This window comes from Lentzea sp. NPDC059081, assembly GCF_042738015.1.
GTDB lineage: Bacteria > Actinomycetota > Actinomycetes > Mycobacteriales > Pseudonocardiaceae > Lentzea.
In genome coordinates, this window is record NZ_JBHYGW010000009.1 from 148,027 (window position 1) to 167,193 (window position 19,167).

The 19,167-nt window shown below is 71.0% G+C and carries 18 protein-coding genes; 7 read left to right on the plus strand and 11 right to left on the minus strand.

Annotated elements, in window-relative coordinates; all coding sequences use genetic code 11:
• Positions 1 to 44 precede the first annotated feature (44 nt).
• Positions 45 to 4,535, minus strand: coding sequence for a DUF1524 domain-containing protein (locus ACFWV3_RS21800; RefSeq protein WP_382413238.1), 4,491 nt, complete (start codon positions 4,533 to 4,535; stop codon positions 45 to 47).
• 296 nt (positions 4,536 to 4,831) lie between these two features.
• Here ACFWV3_RS21800 and ACFWV3_RS21805 point away from each other — a divergent pair, with 296 nt between their 5' ends.
• Positions 4,832 to 5,869 (plus strand): fatty acid desaturase family protein, encoded by a 1,038-nt coding sequence (locus tag ACFWV3_RS21805; RefSeq protein WP_382413239.1) that lies wholly within the window; start codon positions 4,832 to 4,834, stop codon positions 5,867 to 5,869.
• 25 nt (positions 5,870 to 5,894) lie between these two features.
• Here ACFWV3_RS21805 and ACFWV3_RS21810 read toward each other — a convergent pair whose 3' ends face one another.
• Positions 5,895 to 6,761: a transglutaminase family protein gene (locus ACFWV3_RS21810; RefSeq protein WP_382413240.1), complete on the minus strand. Its 867-nt coding sequence runs from the start codon at positions 6,759 to 6,761 to the stop codon at positions 5,895 to 5,897.
• A gap of 208 nt (positions 6,762 to 6,969) precedes the next feature.
• Between ACFWV3_RS21810 and ACFWV3_RS21815 the strand changes: the two genes are divergently transcribed.
• The 4 genes from ACFWV3_RS21815 (at position 6,970) to ACFWV3_RS21830 (ending at position 8,193) form a co-directional block, all read left to right on the plus strand.
• Positions 6,970 to 7,197 (plus strand): hypothetical protein, encoded by a 228-nt coding sequence (locus tag ACFWV3_RS21815; protein WP_382413241.1) that lies wholly within the window; start codon positions 6,970 to 6,972, stop codon positions 7,195 to 7,197.
• A gap of 113 nt (positions 7,198 to 7,310) precedes the next feature.
• Positions 7,311 to 7,487 (plus strand): hypothetical protein, encoded by a 177-nt coding sequence (locus ACFWV3_RS21820; RefSeq protein WP_382413242.1) that lies wholly within the window; start codon positions 7,311 to 7,313, stop codon positions 7,485 to 7,487.
• A 218-nt stretch (positions 7,488 to 7,705) separates the two neighbouring features.
• The gene (locus ACFWV3_RS21825; protein WP_382413243.1) at positions 7,706 to 7,993 is read left to right on the plus strand and encodes a hypothetical protein; all 288 of its coding nucleotides are present in this window, start codon (positions 7,706 to 7,708) and stop codon (positions 7,991 to 7,993) included.
• The gene (locus ACFWV3_RS21830) at positions 7,990 to 8,193 is read left to right on the plus strand and encodes a cold-shock protein (RefSeq protein ID WP_382413244.1); all 204 of its coding nucleotides are present in this window, start codon (positions 7,990 to 7,992) and stop codon (positions 8,191 to 8,193) included. The genes ACFWV3_RS21825 and ACFWV3_RS21830 overlap by 4 nt, the downstream gene beginning before the upstream one ends.
• Positions 8,194 to 8,243: 50 nt before the next feature.
• On the opposite strand, the gene ACFWV3_RS21835 is transcribed toward ACFWV3_RS21830, so the two are convergent.
• From ACFWV3_RS21835 to ACFWV3_RS21870, 8 genes are all read right to left on the minus strand, one after another.
• A complete protein-coding gene (locus ACFWV3_RS21835; RefSeq protein ID WP_382413245.1) occupies positions 8,244 to 8,927 on the minus strand; it encodes a response regulator in 684 nt (227 codons plus the stop codon).
• Positions 8,924 to 11,494: a DUF4118 domain-containing protein gene (locus tag ACFWV3_RS21840; RefSeq protein WP_382413246.1), complete on the minus strand. Its 2,571-nt coding sequence runs from the start codon at positions 11,492 to 11,494 to the stop codon at positions 8,924 to 8,926. Before ACFWV3_RS21840 ends, ACFWV3_RS21835 begins: the two co-directional genes overlap by 4 nt.
• Complete coding sequence (locus ACFWV3_RS21845; protein ID WP_382413247.1) at positions 11,475 to 11,999, minus strand: potassium-transporting ATPase subunit C; 525 nt, start codon at positions 11,997 to 11,999, stop codon at positions 11,475 to 11,477. Before ACFWV3_RS21845 ends, ACFWV3_RS21840 begins: the two co-directional genes overlap by 20 nt.
• A complete protein-coding gene (gene kdpB, locus ACFWV3_RS21850) occupies positions 11,999 to 13,990 on the minus strand; it encodes a potassium-transporting ATPase subunit KdpB (protein ID WP_382413248.1) in 1,992 nt (663 codons plus the stop codon). Before kdpB ends, ACFWV3_RS21845 begins: the two co-directional genes overlap by 1 nt.
• Positions 13,987 to 15,624, minus strand: a complete 1,638-nt coding sequence (gene kdpA / locus ACFWV3_RS21855; RefSeq protein WP_382413249.1) for a potassium-transporting ATPase subunit KdpA — start codon at positions 15,622 to 15,624, stop codon at positions 13,987 to 13,989. The genes kdpB and kdpA overlap by 4 nt, the downstream gene beginning before the upstream one ends.
• A complete protein-coding gene (gene kdpF, locus ACFWV3_RS21860) occupies positions 15,624 to 15,725 on the minus strand; it encodes a K(+)-transporting ATPase subunit F (RefSeq protein ID WP_382413250.1) in 102 nt (33 codons plus the stop codon). The genes kdpA and kdpF overlap by 1 nt, the downstream gene beginning before the upstream one ends.
• Positions 15,722 to 15,862, minus strand: coding sequence for a hypothetical protein (locus ACFWV3_RS21865; RefSeq protein WP_382413251.1), 141 nt, complete (start codon positions 15,860 to 15,862; stop codon positions 15,722 to 15,724). Before ACFWV3_RS21865 ends, kdpF begins: the two co-directional genes overlap by 4 nt.
• A 224-nt stretch (positions 15,863 to 16,086) precedes the next feature.
• Positions 16,087 to 16,605, minus strand: a complete 519-nt coding sequence (locus tag ACFWV3_RS21870) for an RICIN domain-containing protein (protein ID WP_382413252.1) — start codon at positions 16,603 to 16,605, stop codon at positions 16,087 to 16,089.
• Between the two features lie 120 nt (positions 16,606 to 16,725).
• Between ACFWV3_RS21870 and ACFWV3_RS21875 the strand changes: the two genes are divergently transcribed.
• Positions 16,726 to 17,421 carry an ankyrin repeat domain-containing protein gene (locus tag ACFWV3_RS21875; protein WP_382413253.1) on the plus strand — a complete coding sequence of 232 codons (696 nt, stop codon included), beginning with the start codon at positions 16,726 to 16,728 and terminating at the stop codon, positions 17,419 to 17,421.
• Between the two features lie 61 nt (positions 17,422 to 17,482).
• Here ACFWV3_RS21875 and ACFWV3_RS21880 read toward each other — a convergent pair whose 3' ends face one another.
• On the minus strand, positions 17,483 to 18,088 hold the full coding sequence (locus ACFWV3_RS21880; protein WP_382413254.1) for a TetR/AcrR family transcriptional regulator: 606 nt from the start codon (positions 18,086 to 18,088) through the stop codon (positions 17,483 to 17,485).
• A 121-nt stretch (positions 18,089 to 18,209) separates the two neighbouring features.
• On the opposite strand from ACFWV3_RS21880, the gene ACFWV3_RS21885 reads away from it, so the two are divergent.
• A complete protein-coding gene (locus ACFWV3_RS21885; RefSeq protein ID WP_382413255.1) occupies positions 18,210 to 19,160 on the plus strand; it encodes an NADP-dependent oxidoreductase in 951 nt (316 codons plus the stop codon).
• Positions 19,161 to 19,167 lie beyond the last annotated feature (7 nt).

Genomic DNA, 19,167 nt, shown 5'->3' on the forward strand with positions numbered 1-19,167 from the left:
GGGCGGCGGAGGGGGTGGCCGGACCGCCCCCTCCGCTCGGCGCGTCAGCAGTAGGTGTTCAGGATCTCCGCGAGGGCCTGGTACTCCGAGCCGGTCACGTTCAGGTGGTAGATGCTCTTCGTGTAGGTCCAGGCCCGCGCGTACTCGCACAGATAGGCCGACCTGGGCAGCCACACGTCCGGCGCCTTGTCCCCCTTGCCGGAGTTGCTGGTGCCGGACACCGCCAGCAGCTGCGAGTGCTCGATGTCGTTGGCGAACACCGTCCTGCGCTCGGTCGTCCAGCTGTCGGCTCCGGACCTCCACGCGTTCGCGAGCGGCACCATGTGGTCGATGGCCATCGCCGACGGGTCGCGCACCACCTCCCCGTCGTAGACGCTGGTCCACTCCCCCGACTGCACCGGGCACGAGCCCGCCGGGCTGACCGAGGTGGAGTCGCGGCGCAGCGACAGCTGCCGCGCGTCACAGGCGTCGACCACCATGCGCCAGTGCGGGAACTCCGCGCGCGAGTACCCGGTCGCCTTGCCCGGCGGGTAGGTCCTCACGTCGTCCAGCACCGCGAGAGCGACCTCCTTGCTCGGCGGCACGGGCATCCTCGCGCCGGCCACGGTCGTGCGCAGGGTGTTCTCGTAGGCGTCGGCGTAGTTGCGGGCGCCGGAGATCTTCGGGTGGAACGACTGCGCCGACACCGTCGCGGCCGGGTCCTCACCCAGCGTCTTGTCCAGCACCACCTGGTGGATGGTCTGGTGGTCCGGGTTGTGCGTGCAGGCGTTCTCCAGCTCGAACTCGTCGCGCGGGTCGGAGAACAGGACGCGCCGGTCCGAGTGCGCCATGATCGCCACGAGCTCGTGCAGGGCGTCGTTGAGCAGGTCGGCCATCTCGTTCATGAAGGTCATGTCGAAGGAGCTCAACCCCGGGAACACCGTGCAGCCGACGTCACGCGGCCCGCCCGGCGGGAACAGCCTCGGGTAGCCCATCACGACGATCCGCGCGTTCGGACCGGCGATCCTGATCTGCCGCAGCAGGATGTCCACCGACGGCTTGACGCGGTCCCTGATCACCTGCCTGACCGCCGCCTCCAGGGTGATCGCGACCGGAGCCCCGCCGCCGACCCAGTCCTCGCCCGCCATCTGCATGAAGCGGCAGTCGTCCAACGGGTGCGGCGACTCGTAGCTGCACTTGCGCAGCACGTCGGTGAAGTGGCCGTCGTTGCCGCCGATGCCCACCGCCACCGTGGTGGTGTCGGCGTCGACGAACCCGCGGTCCAGCTGGGACAGCTCGCGGTAGCTGCCGGTCCCCGCACGGCCCCAGGCGTTGGCCACCGTGAACGGCAGCACGTTGTCGGTGCGGGCGCCGGAACAGGCCGTGGAGTGGTAGTCCAGGGTCTGGTCCCACGAGTCGGCCTGCTGACCGACCGACTGCGTCCGCCCCGGCAGCTTCACCTGCCTCGACCAGGAGTGCACCGAACGGTGGCAGGCGTTGCGGTAGGCCGGACCGGTGTAGCCCGCGTCGTCGGTCTCCTGGTAGTAGTCGGTGAGCGCGTTGGTGGAGGCGCCCTCGCCGGAGGTGTAGGAGTCGCCCATCACCACCATCTGCTCGGCGGGCTTCCCGCTCAGCGGCTGGAAGGCGACCGCGTCGAAGGCCAGCGCCTGGCTTCCGTCGCCGTCGCCGGTGATGGAGCTCAGCACCACCGACGGCGTGCCGCCGAACGGGAAGGCGCCGAGCGACACCCACTTGTTGGACCGGGTCTTCTGCAGGACCACCCTCGTGCGCGCCTGGCCGTTCCCGAGGTTGATCGTGTACTTGGCCTGCTGGCTGTGCGCCTGGTGGTCCGGCATGTGCACCATGACCCGCGCCCACTGGTTCAGGGTGCGTCCCAGCGTCCAGGTCCCGCTGACGAACTGGTTGCGGCTGACCGAACCGGACGTGCGGGTCCTCGTGAACCAGAAGTGCCCGCCAAACCCACCGCCGAGCTGGTGGAAGTCCACTTTGGAGTGGTAGAGGCCGTCGGTGTGCGCGGGGAAGGCCAGCGCGAAGCTCCCCGAGTTGCTCCAGGGCCGCTGACAGCCCGCGCGCAACAGCGGCGCTGTCGGGGAGTCGTCGACGATGAGCGCGTTCGAGGGCAGCCCGGCCGTGGTGCAGTTGGGTGAGCGGCGCGGGCGGGACTCGTCGGGGTAGGCGCCGGGAACGTCGGCGTCCGGCGGTTCCGGCGTGCCAGGAGCGGCGATCGAGTCGGCGGCGTTCCCGCACGGCGAGTTGGAGCCGGAGCAGCTCTTCCACTGCGCGGCGCTGTGCCACCAGCAGTGGAAGTCCGAGGTGGTGCACGGCTCGGCGCTGGTCTGGAGGTTGTTCGGGTTGCAGCGGTTGCCGGTGGTGGCGCTGAGCACGCAGAAGGTGCTCAGCGGCGGCTTGGCACCGGTGCGCAGCTCCTCGGTCGTCCACCACGCCTGCTTGTAGCCGGCCTCGTAGCCGTCGCCGCCGGTGTACTTGACGATGGGGTACGCCGCCCAGCCGATGACCTTCTCCGGGTAGGGCCACCACTGCGGGTTCTTGGCGTCCTCGTAGCTGTTGTGGTCCAGGAACGGCGGCCGGTCCGGCGGGTAGTCCGTCCTGGCGGGGTTGTTCGACCAGCCCAGTCCCCAGTTGCCCGCGGAGTCGGTGCACGTGGGGCCGGGCGTGCAGCCGGTGGTGTTGCCGGTGCTGCCCTGCGGGTTGATGCCGCTGTTGTAGGCCCACAGCGCGGCGAACCAGTTCTCGATCTTCGAGGGGTCGCCGCCGTTGAGGCTGATGCCCATGGACCTCGTCTGGTTCCACTTGTCCTGCAGGATGCGCACGCCGGCGGCGATGTTGGTGGCGTAGTCGACCGCGACCGCCAGCTGCTGGTCCGCGGGCAGGGTGGTCCCGGCACCGGGCGTGCCCGCCTTGCGCATGCCGTCGGTGACCTGCGCGACGCCGTACCCGCAGTCGGCCTTCGCCCAGTCGATCGTCCAGCCGTCCTCGGCGCCGTAGTAGCTGCCGATCAGCGGGTTGCCGGTCACGCCCTCGACGACCAGCGGCGACGCCTGCCAGAGGTTCGACTCCTGAGCCAGCACGCCGAGCAGGATCTGCGCGGGCACCCGGCCGCCGCCGGCGAGGTCGTAGGGCTTGAACATCACCTGCGGCGACCACGACGAGGTCATGCCCGAGCTCTTCCAGCCGGCGGGCCGGGTGAGGGTGAGCTTGTTCTGCACGGCCAGCTCCGCCGCCCATTCGACCTGGCTCCAGTGCGGTTGGTACACCTGGAGGTTCACGTCGTTGCGCTGGATCGAACAGCGGCGGTCCTGGTCTACCGGGTCGCTGGACGGGTCTGCGGCCTGACCGGCGCGGGCGCTCCGTCGCGCGGTCACGGCGGGTGAGTCGGCCAGGCCCTGGGCCACGTCGGCGCTCTGCCGGGCGGCGGGCTGAACGCGGAACTCGACGTCCTGACCCGTGGCGGGAACGCGCGCGGCCAGCCGGACGCCCTCCTCGGGGTTCAGGCGGTCACCGGGGCGGGCAGCGCGGTGACCGAACCCGATCCCGCCCAGGGTGGACACCTCGGCGTCGGCCTCGACGTCGAGCCTGCGCACGGAGGCGGGCAACGCCCCCACCCTCCCGGGCTTGCCGGTGACGAACACCGTGCCGCCGGCGCCGCCGGTGACCCGCACCGCGGCCCAGTCGCCGCGGGCGAGCTCCGCGACCTGGCCCCCCGCGACCCGGCGCACCCGGCCGTCGTCGCCGTCGCGGTCCATGAACACCACGCCGCCCTCGGCGTCCGCGCGCAACCGGAACGGCACGCCGCCCGTGGTCGTCAGGTCGCGGGTCTTGCCCGCCGCGTCGATTCCGACGACACGGGAGCCCCATGCGGCGGCGATCCCGTCCCCGTGGGGGATCGCCGAGGTCACCTCGCCCTTGAGCTCCTGGGTGCGCACGATCGCGCCGGTGGTCGTGTCGACGGTGTTCAGCCTGGTGAGGCCGAAGTCCACGACGCCGGACTGGGTGAGCACCGCGGTCTCGCCCGTGCCGCAGCCGGGGTTGTAGTAGGCCAGCGACACCGTGGTGCCGAGTTTGGTGACGTGCCCGTCGGTCAGGTCCACCACGGCGGCGAAGGCGCCCCGGTCGAACAGGTGGGCGCGGTTGGTGAAGTTCCGGGGCGCGTAGACGACCACGGCGCGCTTGCCGGAGCCGGTCACGCAGGCGTTGCCGATCCACTGGTCGGTCTCGACCCACGACTCGCCCAGAGTGGCCGCCGTCCGCCAGGTGTAGCCGGTGGCGGCCTCGGCGACGAGCAGGTGCAGGCCGGTGGAGTCCCCGCTCGTGGTCCAGGCGAGGTCCTGGGAGGTGTTCCAGCCCGGCGCCAGCACGGCGTCGCGCCTCTTCGGGTCCACAGTGGACTTGTCCGGCGCGACCTCCGTCGCGGACGGCGGTTGCGGTGGTGCGGCGGCCGACGCCTGGAATGCGCTCAGCAGGGAGCCGGCCATCGCGACGCACAGCGCGAGCGCCGTGGTGCGCTTCTTCAGCACGCGGGTCTCCGTCCTCAGGATCGCGGGTCCTTCGGAGGGAATGCTGGGACAGCGTGCTTCAGGTCCGGTTCAAGGAATGTTCACCCGGCTCGGCCCGATCTGCGGCTCGGGCACGAGCGCGTACCGTGGGGGAGACGGCGAGCAGCGACGAGCCCGGAACGACATCGGCGCGGGTTCCCCGGAAGTCCGAGGCAGGACGAGCCTCACCCCGCCGGGGTCGAGCACGGGGCGGGAACAGCACCACCTCTCGAGGAGATCTCCTGGGAGCCGCCGCACCCACACGGTCCGGAGCACACATGTCCGCAGCACCCGATGTCCCCACCGGCCTGCCCGACCGTCCACGGGGGAGCGACTTCTCCCGGCTCACCGCGGAGCTCAAGGCGGCCGGGCTGCTGAACCGGCGGCGCGGCTACTACCTGGTCCGGATGGTGGTCAACGGCCTGCTGCTCGGTGCGATCGCGGTGGCGTTCGTCCTGCTGGGCGACTCGTGGTGGCAGGTGGTCACGGCGGTGGCGCTGGCACTGGCGTCGACGCAGCTGGCGTTCATCGGCCACGACGCCGGACATCGGCAGATCTTCCGGAGCCACCGCACCAACGACGTGGTCGGGCACCTGCACGGCAGCCTGACCGGCGTCAGCTACCAGTGGTGGGTCGCGAAGCACAACCGCCACCACGCCAACCCCAACCACGCGGACCACGACCCGGACATCGAGATCCACGCCCTCGCGTTCAGCCGCGCCCAGGCCGCGCGCAAGCACGGGGTGAACGCCTGGATCACCAAACACCAGGCCTTCCTCTTCTTCCCGCTGCTGCTGACCGAGGCGTGCGTCCTCCGGATCTCCGGCATGGTCGCCCTGTGCCGCAGGGAACTGCGCAACCCGTGGCGCGAGGCCGCACTCCAGGTCCTGCCGCTGGCTGCCTACCTCGCCGCCGCCTTCCTCTTGCTGTCACCGGGAAAAGCCGTCGTCTTCGTCGCCGTGCACCAGGGCCTGATGGGGGTGTACCTCGGGTGCTCGTTCGCGCCCAACCACAAGGGAATGCCGATCATCAGCGGCGAGCAGCGCCTCGACCACCTGCACAAACAGGTGCTGACCTCGCGCAACGTCACCGGTGGGCGCTGGGTCGACGCACTGCTCGGCGGCCTGAACCACCAGATCGAGCACCACCTCTACCCGCACATGCCCCGCCCGAACCTGCGCCGCGCGCAACCCGTCGTCGAGGACTTCTGCGCACGCCGGGGAATTCCCTACAGCAAGACCACCTTGCGCCACTCCTACGCGGAGGTCCTGCGCCACCTGCACGACGCCGGCGCTCCCCTGCGCGACGCGGCCTGATCCCGCGCCGGATGCGCGAGCGCCTTCACCGCCGCGGCGGTGCGAAGTCCTCCTCGGCCTGGACCACCATCGACTCCAGCACCGGACCGCCGAACGTGGTCACCATCGCGACGTCGGCGGCGTCGCGACCCCGGCCGATGACGACACGCCCCTTGCGGGGCTCGTTGTTCCGCGGGTCGAAGGTCCACCAGCGATCCCCCAGCCAGACCTCCATCCAGGCCGCGAAGTCCATCGGGGCGTCTCCCGGGCGCACGTCCAGGTCCGGCAGGTAGCCGAACACGTACCGGGCCGGGATGTTGAGGGCGCGGCAGAACGAGATCGCCAGATGCGCGAAGTCCCGGCACACACCGAACCCCGTCGCGTTGACGTCGGCCGCGGTCGACAGCGCGGTCGAGGTGCCGTAGCCGAACCGCAGCGACTCGTGGACCTGCCGGCAGATCTCCGCCACCCTGCCGTAGCCCGGCGGATGAGCGCCGAACCGCGACCACGCCTCGTCCCCCAGCACGTCGGACACGCAGTACCTGCTGGGAAGCGTGTACGGCAGCACGTCGTCCGGAAGATCGTCGGGCAGCGTCTCCACCGCGGTCTCGTCCACGTCCTCCGTCCGGTCCGGCACGTCGACCCACGCGCCGTAGTGCACTGTGGACAGACCGGCCGGCAGCACCACGCGCGAGCGGCGGTTTCCGCACACGTCGAGATGGTGCCGCATCTGGACGTCCGGCGTGATCTCGAGGTTCTCCCGGCTCACCCGGATGTCGGCGGTGCGGAGCGCTCGCACCAGGAACACCGTCGGCGTCGGCACCTCGGCGCGGTAGGTGAACGCACAACCGACGTGCAGCAGCCGGGTGTTCCAGGTCAGCCGCGGCACACCGTCGTGGTGTCGTGAGCTCACGACACCCGCTCGGGAACCTGGTTCGCCGACGCGGTCATTCGACTCCTCGCGGAAGTGGGGCACCGCCGGGCGGGCTCCGTCGTCTTCAGATCGCCGCGGAGCCACGGCAGTCAGACCGCGGAGGTGACGAAGCGAGGTGAACGGGCCGATGGCCGACCCTTCCTCCCACTGTAGCCGCCGGCCACCCGCGGCGCAGTACCGTGGCCCGATGACCGACGCCCAAGGCGGACCCGCCCTGCAACCGACGTTGTCCGAGTGGTTCAAAGCACGCGACGAGACGGGACGCCACCTGGCCGCCGCCGGCGGGCCGGTGGACGAGGACTGGGTCCAGCGCCTCGCCGACCTGCTGGCCACCGAGCGTTCGTGGCAGGACCAGTACACCGACCTCCTCGCGCTCGGCCGCGCGGGCGGGCAGTTCCCCTCGTCGAACCGCTGAGCCGCAGGCGGGCGTAGCCTCGATGCGGGGACGGACGCGTTCCGCACGTCCCACGCGCAGTGCCGCCAGTCCGGCAGGCACGTCGTTTCTTCTTCCTGAACGGAAACTCATCAGTGCCCTCGCATTCCCCGGACGAGCTGTTCAGCCATCCCGAGATCCACGACCACCGCGCGGCGGGCGGTTCGCCCGACCCGCACCAGCCGTCCTGGTCGAACCTCTTCCTGGAGCCGGTACCGGCTCAGCGCGCTCACGCGTCGACCGGCCGGCGCCACGAACCACACACCAGCTGAACACGGTCCCTGTGCGCGGGGCCCGGACCACGCCCCGTGAGGTAGGGTCGGACCCGTTGGGGTTCCAGTTGCCGGCATCCAGCCGCCGCGGTCCCCGATCCGATCCGGTCCGGGCTTCTCCCTCCGGCCGGGGACAGGAGCACCGGCTTGCCGCCGGATCGCCCGAACTCCCCTTCTCCTTTCACCACCACCGTTCCTCACCGCGGACTGGCGGACGCATGACGCCGCCCGCACCGCACGGCGCGCTCGAGGGAGCCGCCGTCAGCTTCGCGGAAGCCCGGGTCGCCGCGGAGAAAGCCGAGGTCCTCCAGCAACGTCAGGCGGCACGCAGAGTCGCGGAGCACGCGCGCGACCCCGCGGACTGCCTGGACCTGCTCACGATGCTGGGCCTCTCGGGCCTCGCGCCGTCCGACCGGCCGCCGTCCGCACCTCGGACGCACACCCCGCACGCGACACTCCCGGAGGCGCTCGGCGTGTTCCGGTCGACCGAAGGAGCTCGTCGATGACCCTGGGAACCGTCAAGTGGTTCAACGGCACCAAGGGGTTCGGCTTCATCGCCCCCGAGGGCGGCGGACCCGACGTCTTCGTGCACCACTCCGAGATCCAGGAGTACGCCCATCAGGGCATCCCCGACAACCAGCCGGTGGAGTTCCGGATCGGGCAGGGCACCAAGGGCCCGCAGGCCGTGTCCGTGCGGGTGCTCTGACGACAGGCACGGTGAGCGGAACTTCGGGCGCTCTCCACGCGAACTTCGGCTCACGGCTGGAAGCGGTAACCCATACCGGGTTCGGTGATCAGGTGCTTCGGCTGCGACGGGTTCCGCTCCAGCTTGCGCCGCAGCTGTGCCATGTACACCCGCAGGTACTGGGTCTCGTTGAGGTGCTTGGGTCCCCACACCTCCTGCAGCAGCTGCTTCTGCGTCACCAGCCGGTCGGGGTTGCGGGCCATGATCTCCAGGATGCCCCACTCGGTCGGCGTCAGGTGCACCTCGCGGTCGCCGCGGTGCACGCGCTTGACCGTGAAGTCGACGGTGAAGGTGGACGTCCGCACGAGCGGCTCGTCGGGGACGTGCACGGCGGCGGCCTTCCTGCGGACCGCGGCGCGCAGCCGGGCCAGCAGCTCGTCCATGCCGAACGGCTTGGTCACGTAGTCGTCGGCTCCCGCGTCCAGGGCCTCCACCTTGGCCGCGGAGTCCGTGCGGGCCGAGAGCACGATGATCGGCATCGAGGACCAGCCGCGCAGGCCTGCGATGACGTCCACGCCGTCGACGTCGGGCAGCCCGAGGTCGAGCACGACGACGTCGGGCCGCGCCTCCACCGCGATGCTCAGCGCGCTTCTGCCGTCGTACGCGGTCATGACGTCGTAGCCGCGGGCGCTGAGGTTGATCCTCAGTGCGCGGACGATCTGCGGTTCGTCGTCGACGACCAGCACGGAGGTCATTCGCGGTTCTCCTCGTACACCGGCAACGAGATGACGACGGTCAGGCCGCCGCCGGGGGTGTCCTCCGCGGTGATCTCCCCGCCCATCGCGTCGGTGAAGCCCTTGGCCACGCTCAGGCCCAGGCCGACGCCGGGAGTGGCGTCGCGGTCGCCGAGCCGCTGGAACGGGGTGAAGACGCCGGCCAGCGCCTTCTTGTGCAGGCCGGGGCCGTGGTCGACGACGCGCAGCTCGACGTGCTCGCCGTGGGTGCTGGCGCGAACGGCGACCTCCGGCTCGTCCTGGGAGATCCGGCCGTCGCCGTCCACGTCGACCTCGCGGCGCGGGCAGAGGCGGCCGTGGCGCAGCGCGTTGTCGACCACGTTGGCCACGACCCGTTCCAGCAGGCCGATGTCCGCGTTCACCGGCGGGAGGTCCTCGTCGACGTCGACGGTGACCGCGCGCCGTTCGTCGACGGCCGACAGGGCCCTGGCGACGACCTCGTAGTAGCCGACCGGCCGCATGACCGGTGCGACCGAACCCGTGGCGAGGCGGGAGGAGTCGAGCAGGTTGTCCACCAGGCCGGTGAGGCGGTCGGCGGACTCCTCCACCGTCTCCATCAGCTCCGCGATGTCCTCTTCGGACAGTCGCAGCTCGCGGTCGCGCAGGCTGCCGATCGCGGCTTTGATCGACGTGAGCGGAGTCCGCAGGTCGTGTCCCACGCCGGAGAGCAGTGCGGTCCGCAGCTCGGTCGTCTCGACCTTGCGCTGCGCGTCACGGGTCTCGTCGGCCATCCGCTGCTGCCGCAACGCCATCAGCGCCTGGCCGGCGGCCGCTTCCAGCACGCGCTGGTCGCTCGCGGGCAGCGTCCTGCCCCTCAACGCGAGGTGGATGTCGCTGGTGACGGCGATGTCCGCGTCGGCCTCGTCCGGCTCGTCGCACGGGCGCGCGCCGACGCAGGCGACCCGTTCCCACTCGGTCGAGCGTCTCTCCAGCAGCGCCACGGACTCCAGGCCGAAGTTCTCCCGGATCTTCTCCAGCAGCCGTGCGAGCGGGTACGGGCTCGTCAGCACGGTGCGGGAGTAGGAGGCGAGCAGGGCGGCCTCGGTGCGAGCGCGGGCGCCCTGCTCGCCCAGCCGGGCCGCGCGGTCGACCACCAGGGCGACGGTCATGGCCACGATCACCATGGCGGCCAGCGTGATCACGTTCTCCGGCGAGTTCACCGCGAGGCTGTAGTAGGGCTCGGTGAAGAAGTAGTTCAGCAGACCGGCTCCGAGGAACGCGCTCACCAGCGCCGGTCCCAGCCCGCCGACCAGCGCGACCGCGCAGGTGGCCAGCAGGAACCCGACCAGGTCGGTGGAGTAGGTGATGTCGTCCCGCCAGAACAGGCCCAGCACCGCGGCCGCGCCGGGGAGCAGCACCGACGCGAGCCACCCCGCGAGCTGACGGGACCGGCTCAGCGCGTTGCGGCCGATCTTCCAGCGCAGGCCGCGGTGGGACTCGTCGTGCGTGACCATGTGGACGTCGATGGCACCGGACTCCTGCACCACCGACGCGCCGATGCCCTCGTCGAACGCGCGCGCGAGCCTCGAACGTCGTGACGTGCCGAGCACGAGCTGGGTGGCGTTGACCCCGCGGGCGAACTCCAGCAGCGCCGTCGGCACGTCATCGCCGACCACCTGGTGGAAAGTCGCTCCCAGATCCTCCGCGATCTTGCGGCACTTCGCGATCAGCTCCGGGGTCGCGCCCGTGAGCCCGTCACCGCGCATCACGTGGACCACGAGCAGTTCGGCACCGGCCCGCAACGCGATACGCCGGGCGCGGCGGATCAGCGTCTCGCTCTCCGGGCCACCGGTGACCGAGACGACGACCCGTTCGCGGGTCTCCCACGTGTCGGTGATCCGCTGTTCGCTGCGGTACCGCTGCAGGGCGACGTCGACCTGGTCGGCCACCCACAGCAGCGCCAGCTCGCGCAACGCGGTGAGGTTGCCGACGCGGAAGTAGTTGCCCAGCGCGGCATCGATCTTGTGCGCGGCGTAGACGTTGCCGTGCGCCAGCCGTCGCCGCAGCGCCTCCGGGGTGATGTCGACGAGCTCGAGCTGGTCGGCGCGCCGCACCACCTCGTCGGGCACGGTCTCGCGCTGCTGCACGCCGGTGATGCGCTGGACGACGTCGTTGAGCGACTCCAGGTGCTGGACGTTGACCGTGGACAGGACGTCGATGCCCGCGTCGAGCAGTTCTTCCACGTCCTGCCAGCGCTTCTCGTTGCGCGAGCCCGGCACGTTGGTGTGCGCGAGCTCGTCGACGACCGCGACCTCGGGAGCGCGGGCCAGCAGCGCGTCGACGTCCATCTCGGAGAACTCGACGCCCCGATGCCGGAACTCCCTGCGGGGCACGACCTCCAGGCCGTTCACCAGGTCCTGGGTCTTCTCCCGGCCGTGCGTCTCGACGAGGCCCACGACCACGTCGGTGCCGCGCTCCCGGCGCCGGTGTGCCTCGCCGAGCACGGCGAAGGTCTTGCCGACACCGGGAGCCGCACCGAGGTGGATCCTCAGCTCGCCGCGGCGACGGTCAGGCCGCGTCGATGGCACGGTTGAGCGCCGTGACGTTGACGGTCGTGGTGAACGTGCCGCCGGTCGCGGCCGCCACCAGGTCCCTCACCTTCTCCACCGGCAGGCCGGAAGCCCTGGCCACGCGCGGGATCTGGATCTCCGCGTAGGCCGGGCTGATGTCCGGGTCCAGACCCGACGCCGACGCGGTCACGGCGTCCTGCGGCACCTGGTCCTCGGAGACGCCTTCGCGCTGGGCGACAGCGGTGCGGCGTTCGTCGACGACCTTGGTGTAGTCCTCGTTGATCTCGCTCTTGTTCGAGCCGCCGGACGCGGGCAGCGTCGCCGCGGACGGGCGCGGCACGAAGTACTTGTCGCCCTCCCGCGCCACGGCCACGAGCGTCGTGTCGACGGCCTCGGCGTTGGCGTGCAGGCCGGGAACGCGGGACACGCCCCACACCGCGGCCGGGTAGGCGACGCCGAGGATCACGGTCAGTGCCAGCAGGATGCGGAGTCCCGCCCATGACTGCTTCAGGAAGTTGTTCATCAGCCGATCCCGGGGACGAGTCGTACGAGCAGGTCGATCAGCCAGATCCCGGCGAACGGCGTGACGACGCCGCCCAGTCCGTAGATCAGCAGGTTGCGCCGCAGCAGCGCCGAGGCGCTGGACGGCCGGTAGCGGACACCCCGCAACGCCAGCGGGATCAGGGCGACGATGACCAGCGCGTTGAAGATCACCGCCGACAGGATCGCGGACTGCGGCGTGGCCAGGCGCATGATGTTGAGCTTGTCGAGCGCCGGGTAGATCGCCGCGAACATGGCCGGCAGGATCGCGAAGTACTTCGCCAGGTCGTTCGCCACGGAGAACGTCGTCAGCGCGCCGCGGGTGATCAGCAGCTGCTTGCCGATCTCCACGATCTCGATGAGCTTCGTCGGGTCCGAGTCGAGGTCGACCATGTTGCCGGCCTCCTTCGCGGCCGACGTGCCGGTGTTCATCGCGACGCCGACGTCGGACTGCGCCAGCGCCGGTGCGTCGTTCGTGCCGTCACCGGTCATCGCGACCAGGCGGCCGCCCTCCTGTTCCTTGCGGATCAGGGCCATCTTGTCCTCGGGCTTGGCCTCGGCGAGGAAGTCGTCCACCCCGGCCTCGGCGGCGATGGCCTTGGCGGTCAACGGGTTGTCGCCGGTGACCATGACCGTGCGGATGCCCATGGCGCGCAGCTCGGCGAACCGGTCCTTCATGCCGGGCTTGACGACGTCGCTCAGCCGGATGACGCCGAGCACCCGGTCGTTCTCGGCCACCACCAGAGGCGTGCCACCCTGCGAGCTGATCTCGTCCACGACCTCGCGGGCCGTGCCGGTCAGCTCGAACGCCGACGCGGCGCCCTTGCGGATCACCCGGTCGCCGAGGTCGATTCCCGACATGCGGGTCTGTGCCGTGAACGGCACGAACTCGCCGGTCTTCTCGTGCTCGGTCGCGGGTCCGCCGCCCGCGAGCTCGAGGATGCTGCGGCCCTCGGGGGTGTCGTCGGCGAGGCTCGCGAGGCGGGCGGCCGCGACGAGCTCCTCCTCCGAGGCCGGGCCGAGCGGGATGAACTCGGTCGCACGCCGGTTCCCCCAGGTGATCGTGCCGGTCTTGTCGAGCAGCAACACGTCGATGTCGCCCGCGGCCTCCACGGCCTTGCCCGACGTCGCGAGCACGTTGCGCTGCACCAGCCGGTCCATGCCCGCGATGCCGATCGCGGACAGCAGTGCGCCGATGGTCGTCGGGATCAGGCAGACCAGCAACGCGGTCAGCACGACCACCGACTGCTCGCCACCCGAGTAGATCGCGAACGGCTGCAACGCCACCACGGCCAGCAGGAAGATGATCGTCAACGTCGACAGCAGGATCGTCAGCGCGATCTCGTTCGGCGTCTTCTGCCGCTCGGCGCCCTCGACGAGTGCGATCATCCGGTCCACGAAGGACTCGCCGGGCTTCGTCGTGATCCGCACGACGATCCGGTCGGACAGCACCGTGGTGCCACCCGTGACCGCGCACCGGTCGCCGCCGGACTCGCGGATGACGGGCGCCGACTCGCCGGTGATGGCCGACTCGTCCACGGTCGCGATCCCCTCGACCACGTCTCCGTCGCCGGGGATCACCTCGCCCGCCTCGACGACGACCAGGTCCCCGACCTTGAGGTCGGTACCGGGCACCACGTCGCCGTTGACGAGCCGTGCGACGGCGTCCTTCTTGGTCTGGCGCAACGAGTCCGCCTGCGCCTTGCCGCGACCCTCCGCGACGGCCTCGGCGAGGTTCGCGAACAGCACGGTGAACCACAGCCACGCCGCGACCGCGATGGTGAACACGCTGGGCTCGGTGACCGCGAAGGCGGTGACGAGCAGCGACCCCGCCCAGACGACGAACATGACCGGGCTGCGCAGCTGGTGGCGCGGGTGGAGCTTCTTGAACGCCTCGGGCAGCGCGGCCGCGAGACCGGGCTTGGCGGCCGCTTTCGCCGGCGCCGCGGCGGGCTTCTGAAGTGTGCTGGTCACAGCAGTGCCTCCGCGATGGGACCGAGAGCGAGTGCGGGAACGAAGGTGAGCGCGGCGACCAGCACGATGCTGGCCGTCAGCAGCCCGGCGAAGAGCGGGCCGGTGGTGGGCAGCGTGCCCGCGGTGACCGGGACCTTCTTCTGCGCCGCCAGCGATCCGGCGAGGGCGAGCACCGCGATGATCGGGACGAACCGGCCGAACAGCATGCACAGGCCGAGCGACGACTGGAACCAGTCGCTGGTGACCGTGATGCCACCGAAGGCGGAGCCGTTGTTGTTGGAGGCCGACGCGTATGCGTAGAGGATCTCCGACAGCCCGTGCTCGCCCGAGTTGTTCAGGACTCCCTGCGTGCTCGGCAGGATCGCGGCGATGCCGGCGCCGACCAGCAGCACGGTCGGCATCGCGAGGATCGAGACAGCGGCGGCCGTGACCTCCTTGCGCCCCAGCTTCTTCCCGAGGTACTCGGGGGTGCGGCCGACCATCAGACCGGCCAGGAACATCGCGATGATCGCCATCACCAGGATGCTGTAGAGCCCGGTGCCGACACCGCCCGGCGTCATCTCGCCGAACAGCATGTTCAGCAGCGTGCCGCCACCACCGAGACCGGTGAAGCTGTCGTGCCACGAGTTGACCGCGCCCGTCGACGTGCCCGTCGTCGAGTTGGCGAAGAGCGCGCTGCCGGCCACGCCGAAGCGGAGCTCCTTGCCCTCCAACGGCCTCAGGCCGCTCGCCTCCGCACCCCAGATGACCGCGAGCATGGCGGCCCAGATGGTGGCCATGACGCCGAGCAGCACGTACCCCTGCTTCTTCTGGCCGACCAGCTGCCCGAACGTGCGGGTGAGCGCGACCGGGACCACCAGCAGCAGGAAGATCTCCAGCAGGTTCGACCACTCGTTCGGGTTCTCGAACGGGTGCGCCGAGTTGGCGTTGAGGACACCGCCCCCGTTGGTGCCGAGCTCTTTGATGACCTCCTGGCTGGCGACCGGCGCGTTCGCCACCACCTGCCCGTCGACGTCCACACCGGACTTGAGGCTCATCGTGACGCCCAGCGCGATCAGCACGATCGCGAAGACGAACGCCAGCGGCAGCAGGACGCGGAGCGTGCCGCGGGTGAGGTCGACCCAGAAGTTGCCCAGCCGGTCGGTCTGCTGCCGCACGAACCCGCGGACCAGCGCGACCGCGACGGCGAGGCCGACGGCGGCGGACACGAAGTTCTGCACGGTCAGGCCGATCATCTGGACCGTGTGGCCCATCACGGCTTCCGGCACGTACGATTGCCAGTTCGTGTTGGTGACGAAGCTGATGGCCGTGTTGAACGCCATGCCCTCCGGCACGTTGCCGCGGTCGAAGCCGAACGGCAGCGCGGACTGGACGCGCTGGACCACGTAGAGGAACACGATCCCGACCAGCGAGAAGCCGAGCACGCCGTACGCGTAGGTGCTCCACTTCTGCTCGGCGTCGGGGTCGATGCGGGCGAACCGGTAGATCGCCAGCTCGACCTTGGAGTGCTTCTGCTTCCCGGCTTCCTGGACGCGGAACACCCGTGCCATGTAGTCGCCGAGCGGTTGGTAGGCGACCGCCAGCGCCGCGACGAGGATGCCGACCTGCGCGAGGCCGGCCACGAGGGGTGACATCAGAACTTCTCCGGCCGGACGAGTGCGATGAACAGGTAGACGATCAGCGCGAGTGCCAAGACGCCCGCGACGACGTTCGCGATCAGACCGGTGCCGTTCACAGCTTCTCCAGTCCCCGCACGGTGAGCCCCAGCACGAGGAAGCTCACGATCAGCAGCAACGCGTAGGCCAGGTCGGCCATGGCGCGCTCCCTTCCGACTACAACGACGTGACCCTGACGGGCGACAGCGTGCATCACGGAAACACGCAGGTCAGCGCTGTCTGACACCACCTTGACGCCGGTGGCGGCTTCCTTGACGGGATCTTTACGGGGAGCGATCCAGGTCTCACCCGAGAGGGGGCGCGGAAGGTCACGCGATGTCACAGGTGGCGGGGTGCGTGGTCGTGCCGGTGGGCGGGGAGACGCGGACACGGCTCCGGCCGCGACGACCTCGCGGGTCGCCGCGGCCGGAGCCGTCCGGATCAGACGGGGAACACCCCGTAGGCCTGCGCGGCGGTGCCGTTGCACGACCAGATCTGCAGCGCGAGCCCCTCGGTGGTCTGCCCGCCGGGCACGTCGAGGCAGTGCGTCGACGTCCTGGCGACCCGCGACCTGAGGGTCACGAAGTCGGGCAGGTTGCGGCTCGCCTGGAACCGCTGGTTGCTGGTGCCCGCGCAGGGCCACTGCAGCACCGGCACGCCGTCGTTGTTGAGCCCGAAGGCGTCCATGCACTTCAACGTGACGGCGTTGCGCATCTGGACGACGTGGTCGCCCTTGTCGAGGAAGTCCCAGCGCTGGAAGGGACTGCCGTTGCAGGTCGTCTGGACGATGGGCACGCCGTCCTCGAACGACTCCCCCTGCGGTGCCAGGCACTTGCCGCTGACCGTGCTCCGGACGGTCACGTCGAAGTGGTCGTCCGCGGAGGCCGGCGTGGCGGTGCCGAGCAGTCCCGCGATGGCAGCGGTCGAGGCGAGCGCTGTCGTGACGATCCGAGTTCTCATCAGGTTCCTCCCCTTGGTCAGCGCCCACGATGGCAAGCCGCGTCGACAGTCCGTCGACTGTGCGTCGACAAGGCACCACCGGCGCTCGTAGGGTCGCTGTCCGCCACCTCGGGAGAAGCGATGCCGCCGACCACCGACGCACACACCACAGCGCTGATCACCGCCATCTGCACCGGCGCCACCGGCACGCTCCGCCGGCTGCTGAGCGACCACCCCGAGCTCGCGCACGCGCGGGTCGACGGCCGCACGCCCCTGCACATCGCCACCGACTGGCCCGGCCACTTCCCGAACGCCGGCGCGACCATCGCGGCTCTCGTCGAAGCGGGCGCCGACGTGAACGCGCGGTTCGAAGGCGCCCACACCGAGACCCCGCTGCACTGGGCGGCCAGCAGCAACGACGTCGAGGCGCTGGACGCGTTGCTCGACGCCGGTGCCGACATCGACGCCGACGGCGCCGTCATCGCGGGTGGCACGCCGTTGACCGACGCCAGGGCCTTCGCGCAATGGGACACCGCCCGCAGGCTCGTCGAGCGCGGCGCCCGCACCACCCTCGCGGACGCCGCGACGCTCGGCCTGCTCGACCGCGTGCGGACCCACTTCCCCGGCGCCACGAGCGAAGAGGCCAACGAGGCGTTCTGGGGCGCCTGCCACGGCGGCCGGCGGTCGTGCGCCGACTACCTGCTCTCCCGGGGAGCCGACGTCAACTGGCTGCCGCCGTGGGAACCGCTCACGCCGCTCGACGCGGCCCGACGCAGTGGGGCGACCGACCTCGCGCGGTGGTTGCTCGAACAGGGCGCCGTGTCAGCCGTCCGGTGAGCCGGTTCCGCACCCGCTCGGCACCCTGTCACCGGACGAGACGGACGCGGCCCTCTCCCACCTACCGCCGGTCGTGCTCGACCGCCCGTTCCCGAGGTGCGCGGAGTCCGTCCATCAGCAGGTCCAGCAGCCGGCCCGCCATCGCCTGCTGCTCGGGCGAGCCGGCCACGGTGAAGATGCCGATGAGCGCCGCGGCGACGTCTCCCGCGGGCACGTCGTCCCGGAGCTCCCCGCTCGCGCGACCGGCTTCGAGGATGCCGTCGACGGCCTCGAGCAGCACGGTCCTCGTCTCGGCGTGGTCCGCCTCGCACGACTCGATCATCGCGAGCAGCGTGTCCAGCATGCCGTTCTTGGTCGCGATCCACTCCCCGAACAGGTCCATCCAGCGGCGCAGCGCGGCGGGCGGGCCGAGGTCGGCCAGCAGCTGACGGGCGCCGCCGGTGAGCCGCGAGACCTGGTCCCGGTAGACCGCGTCCACCAGCGACTCGCGGGTCGGGAAGTGCCGGTAGAGGGTCGCGATGCCGACCCCGGCCTCCTGGGCGATCGCCCGCATCGACGGTTCGGCGCCGGCCTGCCCCGAGGCGAACATCCTGGTCGCCACGTCGAGCAGCTGCCGGCGGTTGCGGGTCGCGTCCGAGCGCGGCCTGCGCGGGTCTGCCGCAGCCACCCGAACCACCCCTCCCGGTTGCCGAGCCGACCAAAGCGGATCGCGCTCCGCTTATGTTACCGTGAGCTAAACGGAGCGTGATCCGCTTTGGCTTCACGCCCTGGAGGAGGAGAGCGTCACGATGCGAGAAGCGCACGCCGCCGCGAGCAGCAGGGCCGTCCAGCTCGAGTCCTTCGGCGGCCCGGAGGCGTTGCGGCTCAACGACGTCCCCGTTCCGCAGGCCGGTCCCGGCCAGGTGCGCGTGCGCGTCACGGCGGCCGGGCTGAACCCGATGGACTGGTTCATGACCTCGGACGCTCAGACCGCCGCGCGCTTCGGCCTGAGCCTGCCGTGCGGGTTCGGGACCGACTACGCCGGCGTGGTCGACCAGGTCGGCGACGGCGTCACGAGGTTCGCGACCGGCGACCGGGTGTTCGGCGGCGCCGTCTCCCGCGCGGTCGCCGACCACGTCGTGGTGGGTGAGGCGGGCCCCATCACGGTGGACGGCACCGTGCAGCACACCCCCGACGGCCTCGACGACGACCTCGCCGCCGTCCTCACGATCGCGGGCTCGACGGCGGCGGCCGCGCTGGCCGTGGTCGGGCCAGGACCGGGCGACACGGTGCTCGTCGGCGGCGCGGGAGGCGGGGTCGGCGTGTTCGCGGTCCAGCTCGCCCTGCTCGCGGGCGCCCGCGTGATCGGCACCGGCTCGGCCTCCTCCGCGGAGGCGTTGCGCGCCTTGGGAGTCGAGCCGGTGACCTACGGCGAGGGACTCGCCGACCGGGTTCGCGCCCTGGCTCCCGACGGCGTCACGGCGGCGATGGATCTGCACAACACGGACACCGTGCGCGCAGCACGGGAGCTCGGCGTTCCGGACGAGCGCATCACGACCATCGCCGCGCAGGTCGACGGGATCACGCCGGCCAACGGCGCCGATGCCGCTCCCGGCGCCCTCGAGGAGATCGCCCGGCTGGTCGCGGCGGGCCGGCTCCGGGTGCCGATCTCGGCGACGTTCCCGGTCGAGCGGATCCGCGAGGCGGTCGAGGTCCAGGCGGCGCGGCACGTGCACGGCAAGATCGTGATCAGGCTCTAGGGTCCCA